We start from the raw sequence: 21,714 nt of genomic DNA, 5'->3' as shown, positions 1-21,714 counted from the left end.
GCGGCCGCACCCCGTGGCCGCCGCGCCCCACTGGAGGAAATCGCATGGAAATTGCGGCGAAGCTGGGCCAGCTCGCCCTCGGCCTGGGAGCGTTCGCCCTCGTGGTGGCGGTGATCCTGCTCCTTGCCGGGCGCTTCAACGGCCCGACGGCCGACCGCCGGCTGGCCTGGCTGTTCCTAGCCCCGACCGTCCTCGGCCTTGCGGTCGCGGTCGTGTACCCGGCGCTGCGCACCGTCTACGAGTCGCTGTTCGACGCGCACGGCTCGCAGTTCGTCGGCTTCGACAACTACGTCAGCGTCTTCAGCTCCGCCGAGCAACTGCATGTGCTGCGCAACACGGCCATCTGGGTCCTGCTGTCGCCCCTCGCCGCGACCGCGGTCGGACTCGTCTACGCCGTCCTCGTCGACCGCAGCCGGTTCGAGTCCTTCGCCAAGGCGCTGGTCTTCCTGCCGATGGCGATCTCGTTCGTCGGCGCGTCGATCATCTGGAAGTTCGTCTACGAGTACCGCCCCGACCTGCCCGGCGTCTCCCAGATCGGGCTGGTCAACCAGATCCTCGTCGCGCTCGGCGGCACCCCGCAGCAGTGGCTCATCAACGCGCCGCTCAACACCGTGCTGCTCGTCGTCGTGATGATCTGGATCCAGGCGGGCTTCGCGATGACCGTGCTCTCCGCCGCCATCAAGGAGATCCCGGTGGAGATCATCGAGTCGGCGCAGCTCGACGGCGTCACCGGCATCGGCCTGTTCCGCACCATCACCCTGCCGAGCATCCGGCCCACGATCATCGTCGTGCTCACCACGATCGCGATCTGGACACTCAAGGTTTTCGACATCGTGCGCACCATGACCGGCGGGCAGTTCGACACCAGCGTCGTGGCGAACGAGTTCTACACGCAAAGCTTCCGCTCCGACAACCAGGGCCTCGGCTCGACGCTCGCCGTGCTCCTGTTCGTGCTGGTCCTACCGGTCATCCTGTACAACATCCGGCAACTGCGCCGGTGGGGGGCGTGATGCAAGCCATCTCCGAACGGTCGGCCACGGCCCGCAAGCACCTGTCCTCGCCGATCGCCTCGCTCGCCACGGTCATCATCGCCGTGCTGTGGAGCCTGCCGACCGCGGGCCTGCTCGTCACGTCGTTCCGCCCGCAGGCCGACATCCAGCGGACCGGCTGGTGGACCGCCTCGAGCTTCACCCTGGACAACTACCGGCAGGTCCTGGAGAGCCAGACCTCCGGCCGGTCGCTGTCCCAGGCCTTCGTCAACTCCGTCGTCATCACCCTCCCGTCGGTCCTGGCCCCGCTCGCCATCGCGCTCATCGCCGCCTACGCCCTCGCCTGGATCGACTTCAAGGGCCGCGACCTGCTCTTCGTGCTCATCTTCGCGCTGCAGATCGTGCCGATCCAGGTGACCCTGATCCCGCTGCTCAACCTGTACGTCGACGCCGGCCTCGCCGGCACCTACTGGCCCGTGTGGATCTCGCACACCGTCTACTCGCTGCCCCTGGCCATCTTCCTGCTGCACAACTTCATGCGCGGCCTGCCGAAGGAACTCGTCGAGGCGGCCCGCGTCGACGGCGCCGGCCACGTCCAGATCTTCCTGCGGGTCCTCGCCCCGCTGCTCGTGCCGGCCGTCGCCGCGTTCGGCATCTTCCAGTTCCTCTGGGTGTGGAACGACCTGCTGGTCGCCCTGACCTTCGCGAACACCCCCGGCACCAACCCGATGACGGTCGCCCTGGCCAACCTGGCGGGCAGCCGCGGCAGTGCCTGGTACCTGCTGTCCGCGGCCGCCTTCGTCTCCATGCTCCTGCCCCTGATCGTCTTCCTGTCGATGCAGCGCTTCTTCGTCCGCGGCCTCCTCGCCGGAAGCGTGAAGGGATGACCGGCGCCATCACGGTGCTGCCCGAGCTGCGGCACCGCTGGATCATCGAACAGGTGCTGACCTCCGGCGCGGTCACCGTCCGCGAAGTGGCGCAACGCTTCCACGTCTCCGCCTCCACCGCCAACCGCGACTGCGACCGCGTCGCCACCCGCATCGGCCGCCGCGTCCACGGCGGGATCGTCCGCGAGCTCCCGTAAACGGCCCGGTACACGTGCCGCCAGACACCGCTGACCTTCACGTACGTCTCACCCCGGCCGGGCAGCGCCGCCGGCAACGGTCAGCTCAGTCGTCCTCCGGCACGGGCAGGTCCCGGCCCAGGCGTACCAGCGGAGACACCAGCATCAGCAGGGGCGACACCATCATGCCGGCGGCGGCGACCAGGATGGCGGTGCGCAGGCCCAGTTCGCCGGCCAGGAAACCTCCGAACAGCGAGCCGAGCGGGGTCAGGCCCATGCCGGTGAACGTGATGGTCGCGGATGCCCGGCCCTGCATCCCGTCCGGGGTGACGGCCTGCCGGATCGCCATGACGGTGACGTTGACCAGCTGGCTGAAGGTTCCGAAGACGAAGCTGATGCCGATGAGCACCGGCAGCGTCACCGCCGCGGCGCCGTGCACCAGGGGCACGAACAGCATGGCACCGTTGCCGATCGTCGCGGCCGCCGCCAGGACCGCGCCGTAGCCGAGCCTGCCCGGCAGGTGCGCCGCGAGCAGCGAGCCGACGAGCGCGCCCGGCCCGGCGGCCGCGAGCACGATCCCCACGGCGCTGCCGGACAGGTGCAGCTCCCTGGGCAGGAAGATCAGGTACGCGGTCATCACTGCCGCGAAGGAGAACTGAAACGCGGCCGACGCCAGGCACACGGCCCGCAGCGACGAGTGTCCCAGGACGAACCGGACGCCTTCGCGGATCCTGGAGGACCTGCCCGTGCTCTCCGGAACCGTTTCACGGTGCCGGATCCGTGCGACCGACACGAACGACGCCGCGAACAACACCGCGTTGCACGAGGCCGCGATCGGCGCCGACAGCAGCGACACCAGCGCTCCACCGAGGGCAGGACCGCCGATCTGCGCCACGGACCGGCTGCCCTCGACCGCGCTGTTGCCGAGCAGCAACTGGTCGCGGCGCAGCATCCGCACGATGAACGTCTGGTATGCCACGTCGAAGAACGCCGACATCGTGCCCACGGCGAACGCCGCGACCAGCAGCGTCGGCAGCCCCAGACCGCCGGCGAGCGCGGCCACGGCGACGCCGGCCAGCGCCACGGCCCGGCCGAGATCCGCCAGCACCATCACGTTGCGCGCCCGCCGGCGGTCGATCCAGGCGCCGATGAACAGCGTCAGCAACAGCAGCGGCGCCTGCCCGACAGCTCGCAGGGCACCGAGTTGGCCGGCGTCCACATGCAGGGTCAGCACCGCCAGCAGCGGCAGGATCACCACGCTCGCATGCTCGCCGAGTTGCGAGGCGGTCTGGCCGATCCAGAGCCGGCGGAAATCAGCGTCCCGCCAGAGGCTGGACGCAACGATGTGCTTGGCATCGGGCACAGCGGATGAAGCGGTCGACACAGAAACACCCCTGGGATAGCGGAGGACAACGACCGCCGCCCGTTCCGCAACTGCGTGAACGGGTCAGAGCGGGAAACGCTCGCTGTGCCGCGCTATCGAAGGCAGCACGCGATTGACGGGCCGCTTACGGCCCTACCGTCAACGCGTGCTCGGACGACCGGGCATTTCGACTCCTCCGGGGGTTCAATCCGCGCCCCGACAGTAGCCATCGACGGGCCTCCACGACAAGGTCGTCGGGGTACGTTAGCTTCATGATCGGCAGTTGGCCGGTGGAGTTACCGGGTGGCGCGGCCCTGCGACATGTATAGCTGTTCGCGCTGGCGACAGGCTGGTCGGAACACGTGCGCCGGCCACCCTGCATTGAGGAGTGAGACATGGAGGCCGACGAGCGACTGCTGCAGGTGCTCGTCGTCGAGGACGACCCCGGCGACGTCGCGCTGGTGGAGAGCGCCTTCGACGAGCACAGCATCCGCAGCGCGCTGCACCACGTTCCCGACGGCGGGGAGGCCCTCGCCTTCTTGAACCGGGACGACCCCTACGGTGACGCGCCGCGACCGGATCTGATCCTGCTCGATCTGAACATGCCCCGGGTCGACGGCCGGCAGGCACTCGTGATGATCAAAACCGATGACAGGTTCAAGTCGATCCCGACGATCGTGTTCACCACCTCGTCCTCGGACAGCGACGTGACTTCGGCCTACGACGCGCGGGCCAATGCGTACGTCACCAAGCCCATCGATCTCGACGACTACGACCGGGTCATCAGCAAGATCCACGACTTCTACGGTCACGCCGTCGCTCTGCCCGGTCAGCCCTCTGAAGAACCGGCGCCCTGATCGATCCGCGCCGGCAACGACCTGGCTGAGCACCATCGATGCCGAGCCGTTACGTGTACAGATCGGCATCGTTGGCGCCATCGGCCGAGCGCGGCGACCGTGGCGGCATGTGGATGAGTGCTGTTCGTCGGGAGACCAGCCGACGGTACTTGTCGACGGCGCAAACACATCCGGTACGGCGTCGCGTTCGAGCCGGACCGTGGTGGAATGATGCAGGAGACCTACCTAACGTGAATGCATGTGCACATTGCGCTATCCTCGAAGTTCCGCATCGTCGATGTGTCGCCGCGGTCTGCCACCCGGCGCGGCTGGCGGGTGACGATCGCAGCGGGCGGTCGCCGGTGACCGGCGCTGCGGGGAACGCGGACCTGCAGCTGGCTGAGGCGGACCACCGCGACGGCCGCCGGGCTGCGCAGTCACACCTGACGGCGTTCTGGCGTCGGTGAGCTGCACGGGTGTGAAATGGACAGGTGAGCCGGGCCGATGGCCTGGCGGTAGGCGGAGAGGGATCGGCAATGCTGCCGGACTGGGTGCCTGACGGGGTTGACATCACCACACCGAACGCGGCAAGGGTCTACGACTATGCGCTCGGCGGGTTCCACAACTTCGAGGTCGACCGGCGCTTCGCCGAGGAGGCGGAACGCGCGTGGCCGGGTGCCATCCAGGTCGCGCATGACAACCGTGCGTTCCTGGGCCGGGTCGTGCGGTGGCTGGCCGGCAGCGGGGTGCGGCAGTTCCTGGACATCGGCTCGGGTATCCCGACGCTGGGCAACGTGCACGAGGTGGCGCAGTTCGCAGCCGCGGACGCGCGCGTGGTGTATGTCGACATCGACCCGGTTGCCGTCGCGCACAGCCGGCGGATCCTGGCCGGCAACCGGTACGCGACCGCCGTACAAGGGGATCTGCGCCGACCGCAGGACATTCTGGGCCATCCGGACGTGGCCGGGATGCTCGACCTGTCCGAACCGGTCGCCGTGCTGATGGTGGCGGTGCTGCACTTCATCGACGACGCGGACGACCCGGCCGGCATCGCGCGGCAGTTCGCCGCCGCCACCGTGCCAGGCAGCTACGTCGCGATCTCCCACGCGGCGCCCGGCACTGACGCCGTAGCGCAGGAGAACGTGCGGCGGCTGTATCAGCGCACGCCGACGGCACTGCACGTGCGCTCCCCCGCCCGGGTGGCCGAGCTGCTCGCCGGTTGGCACCTGCTCGACCCTGGCCTGGTACCGATCAGCGACTGGCACCCGGACCCCGAGGATGTCGACGATCCCCCGCAGCGCCTAGCGGTCGGTGGGGTCGCCCGTAGGTCCTCGACGGGCTGAGCCTGCAGCGCCGGCCCCGACAAGTTCCGGCGGACCGCTACGACGTCATCGGCACCGCGGTCTGCCTGGTCGGCGTCGTCGTCATCAGGTACGCGCCGCGCCATTGAGGCGGGCTGCCAGGTCATCGTTGGTGGCATCCGTGTCGGGCACCGGCGGCGGTGCGGAGGCCCGGGTGACGATGCCGGTCGCGGCGATGAGGCAGGCGACGCCGATGGCGGCAAGGACGGGGGTGTACCCGCCGGCCGTGTGCAGCGCGGCCGCGCCGAGGGGTGCGCCGGCCCGGGCGAGGGTGATCGGGACGGTCAGGATGCCGGCGATGGTGGCGTAGGCGATGGTGCCGTAGCGGTCAGCGAGCAGCGCCGGGGAGGCGAGGCTGGAGATGCCGAACCCGAGCCCGAACGCGACGACGCCGGCCACCGCCCCCGTCCTGCTGTTGCCGATCGCGAGCAGGGCCAAGGCGGCGACGGCCTGGACGGCGTAGATGGCGGCGACGACGGTGGTGATCCGGATGCGGCGTTGCGCGCCGGTGAGGACGAGCCGGCCGGTCACCGACAGCACGCCCAGAAGGCCGGCGACGGTGGCGGCGAACGTGACCGGGTGCCCGCGGCTGGTGAGGAACCCGACGAGGTGGACGGTCATGGCGGTCATGGCGGCGCCGTGGGCGACGAACGCGACGCCGAGCGCCCAGAACCGGCTGTCGTGCACCGCGGCCCGCACCACCGCTGACCGGCTCGCGCTGGCCCGTTGCCGTGCGGTGATGGTGAGGTGCGGCGCGCGGCGCACGACGAGGCCGTGCAGCGGAATGGTGACGACGCCGTGCAGGGCAGCGAGGATCAGCAGGGCGTGCCGCCAGTCGTAGCGTTGTACGAGGGCACCGGTCAGCGGCAGAAACACGGCGCTGGCGAACCCGGCGACGATGGTGATCGTCAGCAGTGCCCTGGCTCGTCGTTGCGGGTCGAACCAGGACACCACGACGGCGAACGCCGATTCGTACAGCACCATCGCCGAGGTGAGCCCGACACCGACGAGCACGGCGTAGAGCTGCGTGACGGTGCGGACCTGCGACCAGGCCACCAGTAGGCCGGTTGCCGCCGCCGAGCCGGCCGTCATCAGCGCCCGGCCGCCATGCCGGTCCAGCCACCGCCCGACCGGCACCGCCATCACGGCGCCCGCGAGGATGGAGGCGGTCAGGGCGCCGGTGACGGTGGTGGTAGAGGCGTGCAGCGTGGTGGCCATCGGCTGGAGGAACACGGCGAAGGCGTAGTACAGGGTGCCGTACCCGACGGTCTGGGTGACGGCGAGCGCGGCGACGATCCGCCAGCCGTGAAACGACCCGTGGCCGCCGACACGTGGGGCGGCGGCCGCCGTGGTAGCTGGGTTCACGTGGTCAGCTGCAGCAGCTGCCGGACTGCTCACCGCTGGCTGGCACCGACACGCTGACCAGCGTCAGCGGCGAGGACAGCAGCCCACCGGCGATGCCCGTGGCCAGTCCCCGCCCCGCCGGCGCCGTCTCGGCGGCGGGAGCGCCGCAGCAGCCGCCACCGGTCGCGTCGATGGTGTCGTCGCCGACGACCGGGTTGCTGTTGCAGACGCCGGTCTCGGGCAGGTCGAGCTGGACGTCTCGGGCGGCGGTCCAGTCCCCCGCCAGGGCGGCGACGACGGAACGGGCCTGTTCGTAGCCGGTGGCGAGGAGGAACGTCGGGGCGCGGCCGTAGCTCTTCACGCCGATGGCGTAGAAGCCCGGTTCGGGGTGGGTGAGCTCGTCGACGCCGTGCGGTGGGACGGTGCCGCAGGAGTGCTCGTTCGGGTCGATGAGCGGCGCGAGGGCGCGAGTGGAGCCCAGGATCGGGTCCAGGTCCAAACGGAGTTCGGACACGAAGCCGTGGTCAGGCCGGAATCCCGTCGCGGACACGATGCGGTCGGCGACGACGGCGCGGACGCCGTTGGACACCTCGACACCGCCATCGGGCAGGACGGTGAGTGTCTCGGCCGAGAACCCGGTGATGAGGTCGATCCGGCCGGCCTCGACGTGCTCCCGCAGCCGGGTGCCGATCGCGCCACGGGCAGGCAGTGCGTCTGCGGTCTCGCCGCCGTAGGTGCGTGCCGGGGTGGCCGCCCGGATCGCCCACGTGACGTGGGTGCCTGGTACCTCCTCGGCGAGGGCTGCCAGGACGAGCAGTGTGTTGGCGGCGGAGTGCCCGGCGCCGACGACGAGGGTGCGCTTGCCGGCGAACCGGTCTCGGTCGGCGCCGAGGACGTCGGGCAGGGCGTGCTCGAGGTACGTGGCGGCGTCGGCCTCGCCGTGCGCGGCGATGCCGGACGCGCCGAGGACGTTCGGGGTGGACCAGGTGCCCGAGGCGTCGATCACGGCACGCGCGAGGAGGTCGGTGCCGTCGGCGAGGCGTACCAGGAACGGCGTGGATTCGCGGCCGGCGGTCCGCAGCCGGTCCAGGCCGAGCCGGGTCACGGCGGTGACGCGGGCGTCGTATCGCACGTTCGGCTTGAGCGCGGGCAGGTCGGCGAGGGGCTGCAGGTAGTCGGCGGCCAGCTGCCCGCCGGTGGGCAGCCGCTCGGCGTCGGGCTCGACCCAGCCCGCGTCGATGAGGAGCCTGCGGGCTGCGGCGTCGATGTTGTACCGCCACGGCGAGAACAGCCGGACGTGGGCCCACTGGCGGATCGCTGCGGCCGGCCGGTCGCCGGCTTCGAGGACGACGAAGGGCAGGCCGCGCTGGTGCAGGTGGGCGGCGGCGGCCAGGCCGACGGGGCCGGCACCGATGACGACGACAGGCAATGTGTCCATGACAGGTTCCTTTGTCTCGACAGCATTCGAAATATGAGGTCGGTCTGCGGCCTGCGGTGCCGCGGTGAGGGCGTCAGGCGCCGGCGGCGTGGTGCAGGGCAGTGTCCTCGAAGCAGGCGTTGCCGGCGTCCATGCCCGCCTGGTAGATGGCCAGGACTGCGGCCGCGTCGTCGGCTGTCATCGGCCGGATCGCGGTGTCCGTCATGTGCAGCCTCCGATCGGGCTCGGGGCAGGCTTGCCCATGACGACGTCCGCGGCGGACGGGAAGCACGCGATGCAGTTGGTGTTGATCCGGTAGTGCCGGGCGGTACCGACCGCCTCGACCAGGACGAACCGCACCTCGGTCAGGATCTTCAGGTGCTGCGACACGGTCGACTGCGCCAGCCCGACCGCCGTCACGATCTCCCCGACGCTCAACGGTTTTCCCTGCCGCGCCAGGTACTCCACGATCTGCACCCGTGACGGATCGGCCAAGGCACGGAACCAGGACGCGTACGTCTCGGCAGTCCCCCGGTCGAGGAGTTCGCCCACCATCCACCAACTTCATCGTTTATCGCCGATTAACGATTGAAGTGTAGTCGGATCCGCGGTCGCCAGCCAGGCGGTCGCGACGACGAGCTTCGCGACGGCGGTCAGGGTGCTGGTCTCGACGCGGTCGGCGGTGTCGGCAGGGCTGTGATACCCGGCCATCCCGGCGCCGATGCCGACCGACGGAAGGCCGGCGGCAGCGTAGCGGCGGTTGTCGGAGGCCACCGGCCCGGCGACGAGCGGCATGCCCGTGTGCCGGCCGGCCTGGTCCAGCGCGGCGAGGAGAGCGTGCGCGGGGCCGCCGGCCTCGACCGCGGCGGCCTGGTGCAGGTTGCCGGCGCCATCGACGTTGATGACCATCGGCGCCGCACTGGTCTCACGCAGCTGCGCCGCGTGGTGCGCGGAGCCCAACGCGCCCGCTTCCTCGGCGTCGAGCAGCGCGACCGACAGTCGCGCACCGGGCAGGTGCCGGGTGAGGACGCGGGCCGCCTCGAGAACGACGGCGACGCCGCTGCCGTTGTCCGCCGCTGCCGGCTGGCGCAGGCCCGGGTGGTCGCCGACCCCGTCGTAGTGCGCGGTCAGCAGCACCTCCGCACCCGCGCCGGCATGCCACGTGCCGTGCACGTTGATGGCGGACACGTCGAGCCGGCGGATCGGAGCGTTCGCGGCCAGCCATCCGGCACCTGCCTCCGCCGCCGCGCGGAATGCGGTGTGAGTGGCGGTGTCGAGGGTGAGGATCGGCAGCGGGCCGGGGTTCGGGCCGGCGAGCATCGTGTAGTGCCAACCGTCGGCGTCGACACCCCGGCCGAACAGCAGCCCGATCGCGCCGTGGGCGTGGCCGTACGCGTCGAACAGCGTCATCCCCGATGGGACGACCAGCCACCGGCCGGTCGGATCTCCCACCCCGGCCACCGCCAGGTCGCCGCGGCGGATGAGGGGCCGGTCGGCCGAGGCGAGGTGGACCGCGACGTCCCGGCCGAAAGCGAGGCGGCGGGTGGTGCCGCCGTCGTGCCACAGCACGTCGGGCGTGGCGTAGACCTCGGGGACGAACCTGACGGCGAACGCCTCCAGGGTCACGGCTGCGCCGAGGTCGTCCAGGTGCTGGGCGAGCCAGGCGCGGGCTGCGGCGCCGCCGGCTGAACCGACCCGGCGACCGGTGAACGGCTCGCCGGCGAGCGCGGCGACCGTGGCCGCCATGCGCTCGCCGGAGACCGTGTCGAGGAGCCCGGCGAGTGCCTCCACGACGGTGGCGGGCGACCGGCCGGCGGCGGCGTTCATCCGCAGCAACCCGCGCCGGAGGCGACCGCCTCAGCCTTCGCCGACGTACCGCAGCAGGCGCCGGCCTCGGTGGCCTCGGCCGTGGTGCCGCAACAGGGTGACGCGCCGGCCGCCGCAGCGCCGCTGGGCTCCGGCAGGGTGAGGGTTGCCTGGGGCGGGTTGCCGCAGCAGCCGCTCGTGCCGGAAACGTTGAGGGCCGTTGCCGGGTCGCCGGCGAATCCGCCCTGGGTGTGCGTGCTGGTCATGGTGTGCTCCTTCACAGTACGGATGGATGGCAGGGGTCGGGTCGCTAGCGGGGGCCCGCGAGGGCGGTGAGCTCGGTGCGGGTGCGCTCGACGCGGCGCTGGGCGCGCTCGGCGGCGGTGCTGACCTCGGCGCAGCCGTCGCAGAACCGGACGCCGGCCTTCACGGCGGAGCGGCGGGAGAAGCGGAACATGGCGATCTCCTCATCGTGCAGGTACGGACTGTCTTGACGTCTGTCGAATCAAACAGTTGCACGCTGATTCGAGATCTGTCAACCTAGAGGCATGTCGAAACAAGCGGCGGTGCTCACCCTCACGGACCTCAACGCGGACACCGCGTGCTGCCCGCCGATCGCGCAGCACCGCATCCCTGCGGAGACCGCCGCCGTGCTCGCGCCGGCGTTCAAGGCGCTCGGCGACCCGGTCCGGCTCCAGCTGATGTCGATGATCGCGTCCGCACCCGGCGGGGAGATCTGCGTGTGCGACCTGACCCCGGCGTTCGAGCTGTCCGGGCCGACGATCTCCCACCACCTGAAGACCCTGCGTGAGGCGGGCCTGGTGGACTCCGACCGCCGCGGCACCTGGGTCTACTACCGCGCCCGGCCCGGCATCATGCGCCAGCTCGCCGCCCTGCTCGCCGTGGACACCACCGCAGCGGTCGGCTGACCCGCACGTTGCCGGCCGGCGCGGACGTCGCCGGCCGACCGCCGCGCAGCGCACCGTTGCGGCGCAACGCGCGCCACGTGACGGGGATGCCCACGGCGGCCGGCAGCAGCCAGTACGCCAGCGGTGGCAACCGGTCCCACAGCGGCAGTTGCGGACCGTTGTCGACGTAGAAACCGGTCAGCAGGGCGACATACGAGCCGGCCATGGCCGAGCCGTGCCACGCTGCCCATCGACGGGGTCGTGAGCGGCGCGCCCACCAGCCGAGCAGCGCCAGGCCGAATGCGACCGTCGCGATCAGGAACAGATGCCAGTCGCGCTGCCAGCGCAGCGCGGCCATCACGGTTGCCGTCGCGAACACGGCGCCGGCCGCATACAAGTACACCGCACCGGCCCGTGGATGGCGGCCGGCCCGCTTGTGCGCGGCTGCCGCCAGAGCGCCCGCGACGACACCGGTCACGCCCGCGGTGACGTGCACCGCGAGGGCGGCCAGGAACAGCGGGCCTGCATCAGGAACGTCGAGGCCGGCAAGCATGCTCAACGCCGCTTGGTGATATGTCGGGGCATGTCGCCTCCGAACTCATACGTAGTTATCCTACCTACGTTCGAAGAGTAGCATAGCTACCTATGCGGGACGGTTGCCGATGAAGGCCGAGGCACAGGCGCTCAAGGGGCACCTCGACGTGCTGCTGCTCGCCGCCCTCGAGGACGGCCCGCGGCATGGCTACGCGGTCAAGGAGGCGCTCCGCGAGGGCAGCGGCGGCCGGTTCGACCTGCCCACCGGCACGGTCTATCCCGCACTGCACCGCCTGGAAGCCGCCGGCCTGATCAGCGGTACCTGGTCACACACCGACGGACGCCGGCGGCGCATCTACCAACTCACCGAAGCTGGTGAGCGCAAGCTCGCCGGCGACCGGATCAACTGGCAGGAGTTCGCTGCCACCGTCACCACCCTGCTGGACAGGCCGCCATGGCCGGCCACCGGCTGATCGACGCGACCGTCACCGCCCTCGCTCGGCGACTGCCCGCCGACGCGGTCGACGAGCTCGCCGACGGCCTGACCGAAACGTACCTGCACCACCTCTCCCGCGGCTTGGACCCCGATGCCGCCGCGAACGCGGCAATCGCCGAGTTCGGCGAGCCGCACGTGGTCATCGCGGCGTTCGTACGCCAGTCCCCCGGCCGGCACGTCGCGAAGGGACTGATCGTCTCCGGGCCCGCCGTCGGCGCATGCTGGGCCGTCGCGCTGATCGCAGGCCACGCCTGGACCTGGCCGGTGCCGGTCCCGATCAGGCTCGGACTCGGTCTCACCCTCCTGGCCGTCGTCACAACCCTGGCGCTCGCGGCCACCACGCGCCGCAACTACCGGCTCACCAGAGCGGCCGCGGTCGGCGGGCTCGGGCTGATCGGCCTCGACGCGGCGCTCCTCGCGGCGGTCGCGCTGCTGCCGGCGGCGTTCACCTGGCCGTTGATCGTCGCCACGGCAGCCAGCCTCGTTCGACTCGTCCTGACCGCCCGGGCCCTGCCCCGGCTCTTCACCGGTTGACCCTCATCCACCGAAACGACCACAGCACAGGTTCAATCAGCGGTGCGAAGCCAGTTCGTGCCGGCGATCTGCACGGCGTCCCAGGGACTGCCCAGCGGCGGCGTGTAGGACAGGTCGAGCTCGGCGATGTCGGCCACCTTGGCGCCGTAGCTGATCGCGGTGGCGAAGATGTCGATGCGCTTGGCGATCTCGGCGCCGCGGTGGCCCAGCAGTTGGGCGCCGAGGAGGCGCCCGGTCATGCGGTCGCCGGTGACCCGGATCTGGATCGGCGTGGCGCCCGGGTAGTACGCCTTGTGATCGTCCGCAGTGGTCGCGACGGTGACCGGGTCGCAGCCGGCTTCGCGTGCGGCGTGATCGCGCAGGCCGGTGCCGGCGGCGACCAGGTCGAACACCTTGACCGCCTGCGTGCCCGCCTGCCGCACCGGGCCGACCGAATCGCCGTCGGCAACGCCATGACCTGCACGCCGCCGGACAGACGGCAGTTCACGTTCGTACATGTCATCGTCGACCTGGCACCCGCCGGTCGACTGCCGGACCAGCCGCCGTGCGATGCGGGTCCACAGCGGTCGGACGGTATCGAAGTGTCCGAACGCGGGTGAGGCGATTGCGATGATGATCGCGCTGAGCAGCCACACGGCGGCCATGCTCACGCCTCTTTGGTGCAGCAGTCGTCGGTGCAGCCCGCTGCGGACACGTCCGGGGTGGGCGTAGTGAGAGGCGTGCAGCAGGTGTCGCCGCGCCATGCCTCGCGGCCTTCCTTCACCGCGACGGCGGCGATGACCAGCGCGGCGACCGGGTCGGCCCACCACCAGCCGAACAGCGAGTTGACCGTCAGCCCGGCCAGCACCACCGCGGACAGGTAGGTGCACAGCAGGGTCTGTTTGGAGTCCGCGACCGCCGAGGCGGAGCCGAGTTCCCGGCCGGCGCGGCGCTGCGCGGCCGACAGCACCGGCATCACCGCGAGGGACACCGCTGCCAGCACCAGGCCGATGGTCGAGTGCTGCGCGTGGTCCGCGCCGATCAGTGCTCGCACGGATTCGACGGTCACGTACGCGGCGAGGGCGAAGAACGAGATTGCGATGATCCGCAGCGCGGTTCGTTCGCGGCGTTCGTGGTCGGGTCCGGAAAACTGCCACGCCACGGCGGCGGCGGAGGACACCTCGATGACGGAGTCCAGACCGAAGCCGATCAGCGCGGTCGACGATGCCAGGGTGCCTGCGGTCAGCGCGACGGCTGCCTCGATCACGTTGTAGGTGATCGTGGCGGCGACGAAGAGCCGGATCCGGCGGGTGAGCGCCGATCGGCGCGCCGGGGATGGCCCGATCGACATCAGCGGCAGCGGGGCGCCCATCAGTCAGCAGCACCCTTCCTCGGCCGACACGGGGCAGGCCGCCGGGTCGACGGCGAGGACCAGGCCGAGCAGATCGCCCAGCGCGTGCGCGAGCCGGGCGTCGGCGAGCTCGTACCGGGTCCGCCTGCCCTCTGGGACCGCGACGACCAGACCGCAGCCGCGCAGGCAGGCCAGGTGGTTGGACAGGTTCTGCCGACTCGTGCCCAGTGTGTCGGCCAGCTCGGCCGGGTAACCCGGACCGTCGCGCAGCGCGAGCAGCAGCCGGGCACGAACCGGATCGGACAGGGCATGCCCGAAGCGGGCGAGCACCTGGCCGTGCGTCAACGTCTCCATATCGCGATAGTACATCATCTGCTGTATTCAGCACATGATGTATCAACCGCAAGGAGCCTCTACCTACGATGCAGCACCGTAGTGTGTCGGACCGCTTGCTGAAGGTGATTTCTCGCATGAACCCGGTAGACCAGCACGTCTCGCATCGGCAATTCGCTGGCACGAAACGGGGATTCCATCTACTAGGGAGACTAGTAGATTTCTGTTCATCGCAAGGAACACACCACACCACCTGAGAGGACGACACGATGAGTGAGTACGGCGAGTTCGAGACCGGCACCGAGTCCGGCGAGATCGAGCAGCTGCACACCGAAGCCGGCAGCGAGCAGGACTACCAGTCCCAGTTCGGCATCTACGCCCAGGACAGCGCCTCGGCCGAGTCCACCGACTTCGAGACCGGCAAGCACATCGAGTACGAAGGCGCCGACGGCTCCCGCTACGAGTCCACCGACTACACCAGCTACAGCCACGACGAAGCCGAAACCGACTCGGTGTTCGCCGCCGAAGGCAGCGAACAGTCCCACACCTCCGAATACGCAAGCATGGACGCCCTGCGCGCCCAGTTCGAGTCGGCGTTCGCCGAGGGCACCCAGATCTCGACCGGCGACCACGGCCCGGCCATCGCCGGACACTGACGTCGGTGACGCAGGCAACCGGCGAACCATAGTCGTTCGTACCCCCAGGCCGTGCGTGCGGGTGGCCTTGCGACGTACGGCGGGTGTCAGACAGGGCGTGTCAGCCGCTACCTGGCGGAGGGCGCGTCCTTTCTGGCACGTCCGGCAACCACCGATGCCGCGCCTGCTTCCGGCGTTCGAGCCGGCATGAAGATCACGGCGAGGACGGCGCCGACCAGCACGGCCGCCGCGCACGCGATGAGGACGAAGTCCATCGCGTCGGTGTACGCGGCGCGGGCGCTGCCGGCCAGCTCCGGCACGACGAGGCGCTCGGCGACCGCGATCGCCCCGGCGATGGAGTCCCTGGCAGCGTCGGCGGCGGGTGCGGGGAGTCCGGTCACCACGATGCGATCAGCGTAGGTCTCGGACAGCAGGCTGCCGAGCAACGCGATGCCGAGTGCTCCGCCGGCCTGCCGGACGGTCATGGTGATGGCGATGCCGGCGCCGGAGCGTTCCGGCGGCATGACGGCCAGGACGGCATCCATCGCCGAACTGCCGATCACGGAACAACCGCAGGTCGATCATCGGCTCCCGGCGGCGCAGCTCCCACCATCCGAACACGGCCAGCAACCCGACGCCGCCCGCAATCGCGACGATCACCAGCGGATCGTCCCAGCCGCGCCGAGGCGCTTCGATCACCCCGTACACGAACGCGACGAGACCCGTCGTAGATAGCGCGGCGCCCGGCAGGTCGAGACGAGGCGGGGCAGGATCGCGGGACTCGGGGAGGAAGGCCGCGACCACCACGATGGCGACAGCGGCAATCGGCACGTTGATGAGGAAGATCGACCCCCACCAGAAGCGCTCCAGGAGATACCCGCCGACGATCGGGCCGAACGGCACGCCGACGCCCATGCCCATCACCACGACCGACACCGCCCTGCTGCGGTCGGCTCCGGTGAACATCGCGGCGATGGAGGCGAGGGTGGTCGGCATGATGATGGCGGCGCCGAGACCGAGCCCGGCGCGGGCTGCCACGACGAGCGCGGCGGTGTCCGCGCAGGTGGCGACCAGGGACGCGAGGGCGAACACCGAAAGGCCGGCGAGGAGCCACCGGCGGCGTCCGTACCGGTCCGCGAGCGCACCGAACGGCAGCAGCAGCCCGGCGAAGACGAGCACGTAGGCGTTGACCATCCACTGCAGGGCGCTGGTGCCGGCATCGAGGTCCTTCGCCATGGTGGGCAGGGCAATGTTGAGGATGGTGATGTCGAAGCCGATGGCGACGACGGCGACCGTGAGGCCGATCAGCGCCCAGCTCCGTCGCCGCTGGGTGGACATTGGCCTGGAGATGCCCACGGCGTGCTCCGTTCCGGTCGGCTACGGATGGGTCGGGTGCTCGTGGTCGGAGTGGCCGGCCGGCTCCAGCTGGAATGTGGCGTGGTCGACGTCGAAGTGCCCGGCGACGCAGGCTTGGAGCGCGTCGAGCAGTTGCGGGGCGTGCCCGTCCTGGAAGCATTCGTCCCGCACGACGACGTGCGCGGTCAGCACCGGCAGGCCGGACGTGACGGCGTGGACGTGCAGGTCGTGTACTCCCAGGACGTGCTCCAGCTCGGTGATGTGGCTACGGATCTGGTCCAGGTCGATGCCGGACGGTGTCGCTTCAAGGAGCACGTTGGCCGCTTCGCGCAGCAGCCGGACCGCTCGCGGGACGATGACGAGACCAATGAGGACCGACACGATCGGGTCGGCGCGGGTGAACCCGGTCATGGCGATCACGGCGGCCGCGACGATGACACCGACGGAGGTGGCCGTGTCGGTGGCGACCTCGAGGAACGCGCCGCGCATGTTGAGGCTGGCGTTGCGGGCCCGCCACAGCAGGGCCACGCCGACGAGGTTGCCAACCAGGCCGATGACACCGAAGAGCGCCATCCCACCGGGTTCGACCGAGGTCGGTTCGATCAGGCGGCGGACACCTTCGACGAAGACATAGCTGCCCATCCCGGCCAGAACCAGGCCGTTCACCGCAGCGGCGAGGATCTCGGCGCGGGCCCAGCCGAACGTGCGGCGACCTGTCGCGGGGCGGTCGGCGAGCAGCGTCGCACCCAGGGCAAGGGCCACCCCTCCGGCGTCGGCGAGGACGTGGCCGGCGTCTGCGAGCAGCGCGAGGCTGCCGGTCATCAGCGCGCCGACGACCTCGACCGCGAAGATTGCCACTGAGACAGCGAGCGCGCCGCTGAGTGCGGCCCGGTGCCGGCCGGTCGCCGTCACCTGGTGGCCGTGATCGTGCCCGTGGCCCATCAGAGCACCTCCGCGTCACTCATGTTCACATGCGCATACTAATATGTGTCGAGGACGGCCCGTCAAGGCCCGCCCGTACGTCACCTGGATCACTGTCTACTATGCTGCTTCGTAGTTGCGGCTCGTCGGCGATTCACTTCCAGGCACCACCAGTGAGGCTCGGAACTTTCGCACCGTCGCGAACGACTATGTGACGTAGGAGTAGGGCCAGCGGAAGGAATCGGTGCGGTGGGGTCAGACGCACGGACGCGACAGTGGATCCGGTGGCGGGCGGGCGCCGTGCTGACGCTGGTGAGCGTCGCCACGGCCTTGATCACCACGGCTTCACCCGCATGGGCCCACAACGCGTTGCGCGGCAGCACACCGGCCGAGGGCGCGAGCCTGCCCACGAGCCCGGCGGCGATCACGATGACGTTCCGCGAGTCACCGAACGCGGCGATGGCGAAGGTGGTGGTGGTCGACGCCGCCGGTGTTGACCTGATCGCCGGAGCCCCGACCGGCGCCGGCACCACGCTCACGCAGCTCTTGCGGGCGGCGAGCACGGCCGGTCCCGTCACTGTCACGTACCGGGTCGTCTCCACCGACGGGCATCCGGTCCAGGGAAAGATCACCTTCACGGTCACCGCCGTCCCGGCCGCAAGCAGTCCGCCGCCTGCATCACCGGCAACCAGCACCGCTGCTCCGGTACCTACGCCAGCGGCGGCCACGTCCCCTGCCCCGCTCGCGGCGGCGGATGAGCCGGTCGAGCCGTGGGGTGTCGCATTCGTCGTCGGGCTGCTCGGCGGGCTCATCGCGATCGCCGCGGCTCTCGCGTTCTGGCCGCGCCGCCGACGTTCCGATCCGCCGAGCGCACCGGCCGGATCGCCGGACGCCACCTGACAGCCGCCCTACTGGAGGACGTACATGTTCACAGCCATGTGGCAGCGGGTCAGCGTCGCGGTCGCCGTCACCGCAGCCGTCCTGCTGGTCCCGGGCATCGCGGCCGCGCACGTCAGCGTCACCGCGGTCGACGCGATCCCGGGCAAGACCGCCCGCCTGACGTTCCGGGTGCCGAACGAGAGCGACACCGCCAGCACCGTCAAGCTGGAACTGGTCATGCCGACGGCGACCCCGATCGCGTTCGTCGCGCTCAAGGCGGTCCCGGGCTGGACGGCAACGACGGAACGGGCTCCGCTGCCCAAGCCGGTCGACACTCCGGACGGCCAGCTCACCGAGGCCGTCACGAAGGTGACGTGGACCGCGGCGGCCGGTGGCGGCATCAAGCCCGGCTACTTCGAGGACTTCGAGCTGTCCGCAGGTCCACTACCGGATGTGGACACCATCGTGTTCAAGGCGTTGCAGACGTACTCCGACGGCGAGGTGTCGCGCTGGATCGAGGAGCCGACCGGCGGCCAGGAACCGGACGACCCGGCACCGATCCTCCACCTGGACCCCACGTCACCCAGCAGCGCTCCCCTCGCTGCGGCACCCGCCGCGTCTGGGAGCGCCGGCTCCGACCCGCTGCCGGTCGCCCTGTCCGCCGCAGCGCTCGCGGTCGCCGTTGCGGCGTTGACACTGACCGTCATCGTCGCCCGGCGAACCGAACGCAGCGCGGCCCGGCGGCCGGAGTGACCCCACTGTGCTGACCGTTGACCCGGACGCCTCGCGGGTCACGGCACGCCGGCCGGGCCGACGCACGGCAGTAGCCGCGATGGTGATGACTGGGCTCACCGCGGCCGCGGGTGCGGTGTACGCCGGTGGCGGCACCGACGCGACGGCGCTGCCGGGACTGACGGTGGCCGGACCGGTGACCGCGTGGGGACTTCCGGCGGCGCGAGTGCTGGCCGACGTGAGCGCAGCGGCAACGCTCGGGTTGCTCGTCGCCGCCGTCTGCCTCGCACCGGTCGAACGCGAACGGACCTCGACCGGCCGTCGGATGTCGTTGTCCGCCCAGGGATTCCACGCGGTGCGGCTGGCATCCCTGGCAGCGGCGGGATGGCTGGTGGCGACCGCCGCCCTTGCCGTGTTCACCGTGTCGGACCTTCTTGCCACCCCGGCTGCCGATGTCCTGCGCGGGCAGGCGACGGCGAGTTTCCTGCTCGACCTGGTGCAGGGCCGGGCGATGCTGGTGAGCGCGTCCGCGGCGGCGGTGATCGCGGTCGTGGCGCGGTTCGCGCTCCAGGTGCGCACGGTCGTGCCTCTCGTTGCGGTGGCGGTGGTCGGGCTTGTCGCGCCGGCGTTCGCCGGGCACGCCGCCTCGTCGGGCAACCACCAGCTCGCCGTGTCGTCGCTGGTCCTGCACAGCGTCGCCGCGGCCGCGTGGCTCGGCGGGCTCACCGCACTGCTGCTCCTGCGCCCGCGCGGCGCCGCCGACCTGCACCGGGCGGTGCGCAGGTTCTCCGCCCTGGCGGCCTGGTGCCTGCCGCTCGTGGTGGTCGCCGGAGTGGTCAACGCCCTGACCCGCCTGCAACTTCCGGCCGAGCTGTGGAGCAGCACGTACGGGCGACTCATCTCGATCAAGATCGCCGCTGTGGCGGTGGTCGTGTGCCTCGCCGCGTGGCACCGGCGGGTCAGCATCCCCGAGCTGGCCGACGGCCGGTCCGGGATGTTCCGGCGGATCGCCGTCGTCGAGGTGGCCGTCCTGGCTGCGGCGTTCGGGCTGGCGGTCGGGCTGGCGCGCACCCCGCCACCGGCCGGTGACAGCGGCGAGGAGACTCTGGCGCAGACCCTGCTCGGCTTCCCGATGCCCGACCCGGTGTCGGTCAGCCGGCTGCTGACGCAGTGGCTGGTCGAGCCCCTCGCGCTGGTGGTCGCGCTCGTTGCGGTCGGTGGTTACGCCGCCGGGTGGTGGCGGTTGCGGCGGCGCGGTGTCACCTGGCCCGTGCACCGCCTCGCAGTATGGACAGCCGGCTGGGCGGTGGTGGTCCTCGCCACCAGTTCAGGGCTGGCCCGCTACGCGCCGGTGCTGTTCAGCGCACACATGGCGGTACACATGGCGTTGAGCATGCTCGCCCCGATCCTCCTCGTGCTCGGCGCGCCGGTCACCCTCGCGCTGCGGGCGCTGCGACCCAGCGGTGAACCCGGCTGGCCCGGGCCACGGGAGTGGCTGACCGCGGCCCTGCACAGCCGCCCCGCTGGCCTGCTCAGCCATCCGCTCGTCGCGCTCGCGGTCTATGTCAGCAGCCTGTACGGGCTGTACTTCACCGGCCTGTTCGAGCTCGCGCTGCGCTCCCACGCCGCGCACCTGGCGATGCAGACGCATTTCCTGGTCGCCGGCTACCTGTTCTTCCACGCTCTGATCGGTGTCGACCCGGGTCGCCGTCCCGCGCCGTATCCGCTGCGGATGGTGCTGCTGTTCGCCGCGATGGCCCTGCACGCCATCTTCGGTCTCGCCGTGCAGCAGTCCACGACGCTGCTTGCCGTCGACTGGTACACCACCTTGGCCCGTCCCTGGGGCATGTCACCGCTGGACGATCAGCGGCTCGGCGGCGGCATCGCGTGGTCGTTCGGTGAACTGCCGACCGCCGCCGTCGCGATCATCCTCCTCACCCAATGGTGGCGCGCCGACCAGCGCGAGGCCCAGCGCGTCGACCGGGCCATCGACCGCGCCGAGGCCGACGGCGAAGACCACGCCCTCGCCGCCTACAACCGCCAGCTGGCCGCTTGGTCCAGCGCCGCACGACGTACCGCCGCCGACGCCACCGACGAGGGAGCCTCCCGCCGATGACCAAGAAGCCGAAATCCCGCACCGCTGCCCGATCGGGCACCGCGTTCAACGCGCCGGCTCGACGCGCCGATCCGGCGCGCGGCCCGGCACGCAGGTGGTGGCAGAACGGCAACCTGATGCTGACCGTCACCCTGGTGCTCGCCGCCGTGGTCGCCGTCGGCGCGTTCCTCGTCTTCGACGACGCCGGCGGAGATGCCAAACCGGCCACCAGCGAGTCCGATCCGCGGCTGGTCCGCGAGGACAGCCACCGCCTCGACGTCGCCGCCGGCGGCAAGGTCACCCTGGTCGAGTTCCTGGACTTCGAGTGCGAGTCCTGCGGCGCGGCGTACCCGTCGGTCGAACGGCTCCGCAAGGAGTACGCCGGGACGATCACCTATGTGGTGCGGTACTTCCCGCTGCCCAACCACGCCAACGCCCAGAACGCCGCCCAGGCCGCCGAGGCCGCAGCGAAACAGGACAGGTTCGAGGCCATGTACACCAAACTGTTCGACACCCAGAAGGAGTGCGGCGAGGCGCGTACCTCGCACGCGGAGACGTTCGCCGGCTACGCCGAGCAGCTCGGCCTCGACATGACCCGCTACCGCGCCGACGTCACCGCCCAGGCCACGGTCGAACGCATCAACCGCGACAAGGCCGACGGCACCGACCTTGGCGTACAGGGCACCCCGACGTTCTTCCTCAACGGCAAACAACTCCAGGTTTCTCCCACGTACGCCAACCTCAAGAAGGCCGTCGACGACGCCCTCGCTGCGGGTAGCTGA

28 protein-coding genes and 1 pseudogene are annotated in these 21,714 nt (G+C 70.8%); 14 read left to right on the top strand and 15 right to left on the bottom strand.

The window, feature by feature from the left end; genetic code table 11:
* The first annotated feature begins 44 nt into the window (after positions 1-44).
* The 3 genes from AB0K00_RS19950 to AB0K00_RS19940 are packed head-to-tail and all read left to right on the top strand — an operon-like array spanning position 45 to position 2,073.
* Positions 45-1,010 (top strand): sugar ABC transporter permease, encoded by a 966-nt coding sequence (locus AB0K00_RS19950; RefSeq protein WP_363522696.1) that lies wholly within the window; start codon positions 45-47, stop codon positions 1,008-1,010.
* Positions 1,010-1,876 carry a carbohydrate ABC transporter permease gene (locus tag AB0K00_RS19945; RefSeq protein ID WP_363522798.1) on the top strand — a complete coding sequence of 289 codons (867 nt, stop codon included), beginning with the start codon at positions 1,010-1,012 and terminating at the stop codon, positions 1,874-1,876. Before AB0K00_RS19950 ends, AB0K00_RS19945 begins: the two co-directional genes overlap by 1 nt.
* On the top strand, positions 1,873-2,073 hold the full coding sequence (locus AB0K00_RS19940) for a DeoR family transcriptional regulator (RefSeq protein WP_363522694.1): 201 nt from the start codon (positions 1,873-1,875) through the stop codon (positions 2,071-2,073). The genes AB0K00_RS19945 and AB0K00_RS19940 overlap by 4 nt, the downstream gene beginning before the upstream one ends.
* Before the next feature lie 85 nt (positions 2,074-2,158).
* Here AB0K00_RS19940 and AB0K00_RS19935 read toward each other — a convergent pair whose 3' ends face one another.
* Positions 2,159-3,415, bottom strand: coding sequence for an MFS transporter (locus AB0K00_RS19935; protein ID WP_363522796.1), 1,257 nt, complete (start codon positions 3,413-3,415; stop codon positions 2,159-2,161).
* A gap of 395 nt (positions 3,416-3,810) precedes the next feature.
* Between AB0K00_RS19935 and AB0K00_RS19930 the strand changes: the two genes are divergently transcribed.
* From AB0K00_RS19930 to AB0K00_RS19920, 3 genes are all read left to right on the top strand, one after another.
* A complete protein-coding gene (locus AB0K00_RS19930; RefSeq protein WP_363522692.1) occupies positions 3,811-4,272 on the top strand; it encodes a response regulator in 462 nt (153 codons plus the stop codon).
* A 515-nt stretch (positions 4,273-4,787) separates the two neighbouring features.
* The gene (locus AB0K00_RS19925; RefSeq protein ID WP_363522690.1) at positions 4,788-5,594 is read left to right on the top strand and encodes an SAM-dependent methyltransferase; all 807 of its coding nucleotides are present in this window, start codon (positions 4,788-4,790) and stop codon (positions 5,592-5,594) included.
* Positions 5,591-5,701, top strand: coding sequence for a hypothetical protein (locus AB0K00_RS19920; protein ID WP_363522794.1), 111 nt, complete (start codon positions 5,591-5,593; stop codon positions 5,699-5,701). The genes AB0K00_RS19925 and AB0K00_RS19920 overlap by 4 nt, the downstream gene beginning before the upstream one ends.
* Here AB0K00_RS19920 and AB0K00_RS19915 read toward each other — a convergent pair.
* The 7 genes and pseudogenes from AB0K00_RS19915 to AB0K00_RS19885 form a co-directional block, all read right to left on the bottom strand.
* On the bottom strand, positions 5,679-6,977 hold the full coding sequence (locus AB0K00_RS19915) for an MFS transporter (protein WP_363522688.1): 1,299 nt from the start codon (positions 6,975-6,977) through the stop codon (positions 5,679-5,681). The two genes, AB0K00_RS19920 and AB0K00_RS19915, sit on opposite strands and share 23 nt — an antisense overlap.
* Before the next feature lie 4 nt (positions 6,978-6,981).
* Positions 6,982-8,394 carry an FAD-dependent oxidoreductase gene (locus AB0K00_RS19910; protein WP_363522686.1) on the bottom strand — a complete coding sequence of 471 codons (1,413 nt, stop codon included), beginning with the start codon at positions 8,392-8,394 and terminating at the stop codon, positions 6,982-6,984.
* Between the two features lie 106 nt (positions 8,395-8,500).
* A pseudogene (locus tag AB0K00_RS19905) lies at positions 8,501-8,599 on the bottom strand (N-acetyltransferase); the annotation flags it as partial.
* The gene (locus AB0K00_RS19900; RefSeq protein WP_363522684.1) at positions 8,596-8,928 is read right to left on the bottom strand and encodes a metalloregulator ArsR/SmtB family transcription factor; all 333 of its coding nucleotides are present in this window, start codon (positions 8,926-8,928) and stop codon (positions 8,596-8,598) included. The pseudogene AB0K00_RS19905 and the gene AB0K00_RS19900, both read right to left, overlap by 4 nt.
* Positions 8,929-8,937: 9 nt before the next feature.
* Positions 8,938-10,200 carry a M28 family peptidase gene (locus AB0K00_RS19895; protein WP_363522683.1) on the bottom strand — a complete coding sequence of 421 codons (1,263 nt, stop codon included), beginning with the start codon at positions 10,198-10,200 and terminating at the stop codon, positions 8,938-8,940.
* Positions 10,197-10,445, bottom strand: coding sequence for a hypothetical protein (locus AB0K00_RS19890; protein WP_363522681.1), 249 nt, complete (start codon positions 10,443-10,445; stop codon positions 10,197-10,199). Before AB0K00_RS19890 ends, AB0K00_RS19895 begins: the two co-directional genes overlap by 4 nt.
* Positions 10,446-10,489: 44 nt before the next feature.
* Positions 10,490-10,636: a hypothetical protein gene (locus tag AB0K00_RS19885; protein ID WP_363522679.1), complete on the bottom strand. Its 147-nt coding sequence runs from the start codon at positions 10,634-10,636 to the stop codon at positions 10,490-10,492.
* A 91-nt stretch (positions 10,637-10,727) separates the two neighbouring features.
* Here AB0K00_RS19885 and AB0K00_RS19880 point away from each other — a divergent pair, with 91 nt between their 5' ends.
* A complete protein-coding gene (locus AB0K00_RS19880; RefSeq protein WP_363522677.1) occupies positions 10,728-11,108 on the top strand; it encodes a metalloregulator ArsR/SmtB family transcription factor in 381 nt (126 codons plus the stop codon).
* Here AB0K00_RS19880 and AB0K00_RS19875 read toward each other — a convergent pair.
* The gene (locus tag AB0K00_RS19875) at positions 11,053-11,646 is read right to left on the bottom strand and encodes a hypothetical protein (RefSeq protein WP_363522676.1); all 594 of its coding nucleotides are present in this window, start codon (positions 11,644-11,646) and stop codon (positions 11,053-11,055) included. The genes AB0K00_RS19880 and AB0K00_RS19875 overlap by 56 nt on opposite strands.
* A 103-nt stretch (positions 11,647-11,749) precedes the next feature.
* Here AB0K00_RS19875 and AB0K00_RS19870 point away from each other — a divergent pair, with 103 nt between their 5' ends.
* Together AB0K00_RS19870 and AB0K00_RS19865 are read left to right on the top strand one after the other, a co-directional pair.
* Positions 11,750-12,094 (top strand): helix-turn-helix transcriptional regulator, encoded by a 345-nt coding sequence (locus AB0K00_RS19870; RefSeq protein ID WP_363522675.1) that lies wholly within the window; start codon positions 11,750-11,752, stop codon positions 12,092-12,094.
* The gene (locus tag AB0K00_RS19865) at positions 12,076-12,651 is read left to right on the top strand and encodes a permease prefix domain 1-containing protein (protein ID WP_363522673.1); all 576 of its coding nucleotides are present in this window, start codon (positions 12,076-12,078) and stop codon (positions 12,649-12,651) included. Before AB0K00_RS19870 ends, AB0K00_RS19865 begins: the two co-directional genes overlap by 19 nt.
* Positions 12,652-12,683: 32 nt before the next feature.
* Here AB0K00_RS19865 and AB0K00_RS19860 read toward each other — a convergent pair whose 3' ends face one another.
* From AB0K00_RS19860 to AB0K00_RS19850, 3 genes are read right to left on the bottom strand one after another with little or no spacing between them, the layout of a single operon-like run.
* Positions 12,684-13,295: a hypothetical protein gene (locus tag AB0K00_RS19860; RefSeq protein WP_363522672.1), complete on the bottom strand. Its 612-nt coding sequence runs from the start codon at positions 13,293-13,295 to the stop codon at positions 12,684-12,686.
* Between the two features lie 2 nt (positions 13,296-13,297).
* Entirely contained in the window at positions 13,298-14,002 is a 705-nt protein-coding gene (locus AB0K00_RS19855) for a cation transporter (protein ID WP_363522670.1), read from the bottom strand.
* A gap of 3 nt (positions 14,003-14,005) precedes the next feature.
* Positions 14,006-14,335 (bottom strand): metalloregulator ArsR/SmtB family transcription factor, encoded by a 330-nt coding sequence (locus AB0K00_RS19850; protein ID WP_363522668.1) that lies wholly within the window; start codon positions 14,333-14,335, stop codon positions 14,006-14,008.
* A 248-nt stretch (positions 14,336-14,583) separates the two neighbouring features.
* Here AB0K00_RS19850 and AB0K00_RS19845 point away from each other — a divergent pair, with 248 nt between their 5' ends.
* Entirely contained in the window at positions 14,584-14,970 is a 387-nt protein-coding gene (locus AB0K00_RS19845) for a hypothetical protein (RefSeq protein WP_363522666.1), read from the top strand.
* Positions 14,971-15,077: 107 nt separating this feature from the next.
* Here AB0K00_RS19845 and AB0K00_RS19840 read toward each other — a convergent pair whose 3' ends face one another.
* The 3 genes from AB0K00_RS19840 to AB0K00_RS19830 are packed head-to-tail and all read right to left on the bottom strand — an operon-like array spanning position 15,078 to position 17,247.
* Positions 15,078-15,353: a hypothetical protein gene (locus AB0K00_RS19840; protein WP_363522664.1), complete on the bottom strand. Its 276-nt coding sequence runs from the start codon at positions 15,351-15,353 to the stop codon at positions 15,078-15,080.
* A 7-nt stretch (positions 15,354-15,360) separates the two neighbouring features.
* Positions 15,361-16,305, bottom strand: coding sequence for an MFS transporter (locus AB0K00_RS19835; RefSeq protein ID WP_363522663.1), 945 nt, complete (start codon positions 16,303-16,305; stop codon positions 15,361-15,363).
* 21 nt (positions 16,306-16,326) lie between these two features.
* The gene (locus AB0K00_RS19830) at positions 16,327-17,247 is read right to left on the bottom strand and encodes a cation diffusion facilitator family transporter (RefSeq protein ID WP_363522661.1); all 921 of its coding nucleotides are present in this window, start codon (positions 17,245-17,247) and stop codon (positions 16,327-16,329) included.
* Positions 17,248-17,475: 228 nt separating this feature from the next.
* On the opposite strand from AB0K00_RS19830, the gene AB0K00_RS19825 reads away from it, so the two are divergent.
* From AB0K00_RS19825 to AB0K00_RS19810, 4 genes are all read left to right on the top strand, one after another.
* Positions 17,476-18,126 carry a copper resistance CopC family protein gene (locus AB0K00_RS19825; RefSeq protein WP_363522659.1) on the top strand — a complete coding sequence of 217 codons (651 nt, stop codon included), beginning with the start codon at positions 17,476-17,478 and terminating at the stop codon, positions 18,124-18,126.
* Positions 18,127-18,150: 24 nt separating this feature from the next.
* Positions 18,151-18,858 (top strand): YcnI family protein, encoded by a 708-nt coding sequence (locus AB0K00_RS19820; protein ID WP_363522657.1) that lies wholly within the window; start codon positions 18,151-18,153, stop codon positions 18,856-18,858.
* Between the two features lie 79 nt (positions 18,859-18,937).
* Positions 18,938-20,953, top strand: a complete 2,016-nt coding sequence (locus tag AB0K00_RS19815; RefSeq protein ID WP_363522655.1) for a cytochrome c oxidase assembly protein — start codon at positions 18,938-18,940, stop codon at positions 20,951-20,953.
* Between the two features lie 116 nt (positions 20,954-21,069).
* The gene (locus AB0K00_RS19810; RefSeq protein WP_363522793.1) at positions 21,070-21,714 is read left to right on the top strand and encodes a thioredoxin domain-containing protein; all 645 of its coding nucleotides are present in this window, start codon (positions 21,070-21,072) and stop codon (positions 21,712-21,714) included.

The organism is Dactylosporangium sp. NPDC049525, from assembly GCF_040676755.1.
Lineage (GTDB): Bacteria > Actinomycetota > Actinomycetes > Mycobacteriales > Micromonosporaceae > Dactylosporangium.
Note: the sequence above shows the minus strand (reverse complement) of the source record. Positions and strands in the feature narration are given on the sequence as shown.

Bases quoted from the DNA above. Each gene is read 5' to 3' on its own strand.
- AB0K00_RS19900 (WP_363522684.1), bottom strand. From the start codon at position 8,928: ATGGTGGGCGAACTCCTCGACCGGGGGACTGCCGAGACGTACGCGTCC.
- AB0K00_RS19890 (WP_363522681.1), bottom strand. From the start codon at position 10,445: ATGACCAGCACGCACACCCAGGGCGGATTCGCCGGCGACCCGGCAACG.
- AB0K00_RS19950 (WP_363522696.1), top strand. From the start codon at position 45: ATGGAAATTGCGGCGAAGCTGGGCCAGCTCGCCCTCGGCCTGGGAGCG.
- AB0K00_RS19910 (WP_363522686.1), bottom strand. From the start codon at position 8,394: ATGGACACATTGCCTGTCGTCGTCATCGGTGCCGGCCCCGTCGGCCTG.
- AB0K00_RS19860 (WP_363522672.1), bottom strand. From the start codon at position 13,295: ATGGCCGCCGTGTGGCTGCTCAGCGCGATCATCATCGCAATCGCCTCA.
- AB0K00_RS19810 (WP_363522793.1), top strand. From the start codon at position 21,070: ATGCTGACCGTCACCCTGGTGCTCGCCGCCGTGGTCGCCGTCGGCGCG.
- AB0K00_RS19820 (WP_363522657.1), top strand. From the start codon at position 18,151: ATGTTCACAGCCATGTGGCAGCGGGTCAGCGTCGCGGTCGCCGTCACC.
- AB0K00_RS19930 (WP_363522692.1), top strand. From the start codon at position 3,811: ATGGAGGCCGACGAGCGACTGCTGCAGGTGCTCGTCGTCGAGGACGAC.
- AB0K00_RS19815 (WP_363522655.1), top strand. From the start codon at position 18,938: ATGGTGATGACTGGGCTCACCGCGGCCGCGGGTGCGGTGTACGCCGGT.
- AB0K00_RS19925 (WP_363522690.1), top strand. From the start codon at position 4,788: ATGCTGCCGGACTGGGTGCCTGACGGGGTTGACATCACCACACCGAAC.
- AB0K00_RS19885 (WP_363522679.1), bottom strand. From the start codon at position 10,636: ATGTTCCGCTTCTCCCGCCGCTCCGCCGTGAAGGCCGGCGTCCGGTTC.
- AB0K00_RS19855 (WP_363522670.1), bottom strand. From the start codon at position 14,002: ATGGGCGCCCCGCTGCCGCTGATGTCGATCGGGCCATCCCCGGCGCGC.
- AB0K00_RS19940 (WP_363522694.1), top strand. From the start codon at position 1,873: ATGACCGGCGCCATCACGGTGCTGCCCGAGCTGCGGCACCGCTGGATC.
- AB0K00_RS19945 (WP_363522798.1), top strand. From the start codon at position 1,010: ATGCAAGCCATCTCCGAACGGTCGGCCACGGCCCGCAAGCACCTGTCC.
- AB0K00_RS19895 (WP_363522683.1), bottom strand. From the start codon at position 10,200: ATGAACGCCGCCGCCGGCCGGTCGCCCGCCACCGTCGTGGAGGCACTC.
- AB0K00_RS19870 (WP_363522675.1), top strand. From the start codon at position 11,750: ATGAAGGCCGAGGCACAGGCGCTCAAGGGGCACCTCGACGTGCTGCTG.
- AB0K00_RS19865 (WP_363522673.1), top strand. From the start codon at position 12,076: ATGGCCGGCCACCGGCTGATCGACGCGACCGTCACCGCCCTCGCTCGG.
- AB0K00_RS19830 (WP_363522661.1), bottom strand. From the start codon at position 17,247: ATGGGCCACGGGCACGATCACGGCCACCAGGTGACGGCGACCGGCCGG.
- AB0K00_RS19845 (WP_363522666.1), top strand. From the start codon at position 14,584: ATGAGTGAGTACGGCGAGTTCGAGACCGGCACCGAGTCCGGCGAGATC.
- AB0K00_RS19880 (WP_363522677.1), top strand. From the start codon at position 10,728: ATGTCGAAACAAGCGGCGGTGCTCACCCTCACGGACCTCAACGCGGAC.
- AB0K00_RS19850 (WP_363522668.1), bottom strand. From the start codon at position 14,335: ATGGAGACGTTGACGCACGGCCAGGTGCTCGCCCGCTTCGGGCATGCC.